Annotated in this window: 2 protein-coding genes and 1 pseudogene; all 3 read right to left on the reverse strand. The window is 51.5% G+C overall.

Features of this window, described 5'->3' with window-relative positions:
• Positions 1-24: 24 nt before the first annotated feature.
• Positions 25-840 (reverse strand): phosphonate ABC transporter ATP-binding protein, encoded by an 816-nt coding sequence (gene phnC, locus AC1DWN_RS32935; RefSeq protein ID WP_477563050.1) that lies wholly within the window; start codon positions 838-840, stop codon positions 25-27.
• Between the two features lie 71 nt (positions 841-911).
• The gene (locus tag AC1DWN_RS32940; RefSeq protein ID WP_477563051.1) at positions 912-1,760 is read right to left on the reverse strand and encodes an HAD family hydrolase; all 849 of its coding nucleotides are present in this window, start codon (positions 1,758-1,760) and stop codon (positions 912-914) included.
• Positions 1,760-2,035: pseudogene (locus AC1DWN_RS32945) on the reverse strand (phosphonate ABC transporter substrate-binding protein); the annotation flags it as partial. The gene AC1DWN_RS32940 and the pseudogene AC1DWN_RS32945, both read right to left, overlap by 1 nt.

Consider the following 2,035-nt stretch of genomic DNA (forward strand, 5'->3'; position numbering starts at 1 on the left):
CGTCTCCGCTTACGTAAAAAGAACTTATCCAATTTCATACGTCAACCGCGCCTCCTGCTTGAAGGAGGGAGCTTCATCCATAATCAGCTCCCCCTTGTCAGACCCGTAAATTTGATGAATGCGATCCGGAGTTAGTTCCTTAGGTGTTCCGTTGAACACAATTTTTCCCTTGTTGACCCCGATAATGATATCCGAATATCTCATTGCGACATCGACCTGATGCAAATTGACGAGAACTGTGATGCCCAATGTCCTGTTGATGTTTCGCAAATGGTCCATAATGATCTTCGAGGAGCTCGGATCCAGGGAAGCGATCGGCTCGTCGCAAAGCATCAGCCGGGGCTCCTGGATGAGTGCTCTGGCGATACCAACTCGTTGCTTTTGTCCCCCACTCAGCTGGTCGCAGCGTTTAAACATCTGCTCCGACAAGCCGAGCGTCTGAAGAATCTCCTGGCACTGCCGCTTCTCCTGCTCGTTATATATGCCGAGTGCGCCCGCAATGGTGCTTTTGTAGCCCAGCCGACCATGCAGAACATTCTCCGCTACGCTTAACCGGTCAACCAAGTTGTAATGTTGGAATATCATACCAATCTTTGTTCGGAACTGCCTCAGCGCTCCCCGGCTCAAGCGAGAGGTATCCTTGCCGTCGAACAGAATCCGACCTCCGCTTGGCTCGACCATGCGGTTGATGCACCGGAGCAAGGTTGATTTGCCCGCTCCGGAAGGTCCGATAATGGTCACGAATTCGCCATTCTTAATGGAGAAGCTGATGTCCTCCAAGGCCATGGCGTCTTTATTGTAACGTTTGGATATTTTATCCAAAACAAGTAATGTCGACATAAGATGCTCCTTTGCTTGTTAAAAGGTGAAAATCAGACCCTGTATCGAGAATCGAGCAGGGTCCTGCAACTTTAACGTGAATCTGTATTTTTAAAAATGTAATAGTTATCAATGCTGCATTGTTCATACGAAGTAATGAATGCATCTGCGTTCAAATAAACCTCACGCTCCCGGATCACGTCCGCTTCCGTGCTTTCTTCTGGTAGAACCGCAATGGTCACGGCGGCTCCTGCCGCTCTGCCCATGCGCATATCGTGCTCGGTGTCGCCCAAAATGGCGGCATTCGCAGGCGAGATGCCTAACCTTTCGCAGGCCAGCTCGACCAAGTCTGGATGAGGCTTGCCGCGAAGGACGGCATCACTGCCGATCACTTCCCGGAAATAATGCCGAATACCTAACCACTCCAGATGCTTGATGGCATCCTCGGTGTCGTCGGCAGTAACGACCGCCATCGGCAGCTTTCTAGATGTGCATTGATCGAGAAAGTCGACTAGTCTGTAGCGGGCTTGTACCGGCCGGAGCATATCGATCTCCCCATTCGTCCGGCGAATGCATTCATCCATGCAGCGCTCAGCTTCCTTGGCAGGCAGCCCCAAATCGCGGATATGTTCGGTCAACTGCGCCTTCACCTGAACGTTCGTGCCGGTGGACAACAGTCCCGCCCGATCGTAGTCAACCACCTTGCCACCTTCGTCGCAGCTAATGCCGAGCATAATCATAAGRAATTCCGGCGACGCATTAATCTTGTATTGCTCCTGAAGCTGCATCACGATGTTACCAATCAAAAGTTCGCTCCAGCTGCCCCATAAGCCAATGAAGTCCAAAAGTGTTCCGTCTTTATCGAATAAAATGGCTCTTACGGGATATGCGTTGCCCCCAACCCGGAGCAGCGCTTCTCCCTCTCGGATATGTTCTCCCATCAGTTAGACAACTCCCGGATCGGGTTATACCAGGCATCATCGACCGGAAGGAACTTCGCATCTCCCGACTTCCAGAACAGTCCGGATTTCTCGGAATCCTCCGGCAGGAACACACTTTCGTTATTCGCCGTTGCTTCCGATGTCATGATATCTACGATCGCCTTGAAATCTTCCTCCGAAATTGTGTCGCGATTGGCCACGAACGGACCATTCAGTACTGGTGTGACGGAAATCAGACGGAATTGCTCGCCAGGCAGCTTGTCGAAGGGCTGCTC

The organism is Paenibacillus sp. P4_A7, from assembly GCF_056402455.1.

Bases quoted from the DNA above. Each gene is read 5' to 3' on its own strand.
- phnC (WP_477563050.1), bottom strand. From the start codon at position 840: ATGTCGACATTACTTGTTTTGGATAAAATATCCAAACGTTACAATAAA.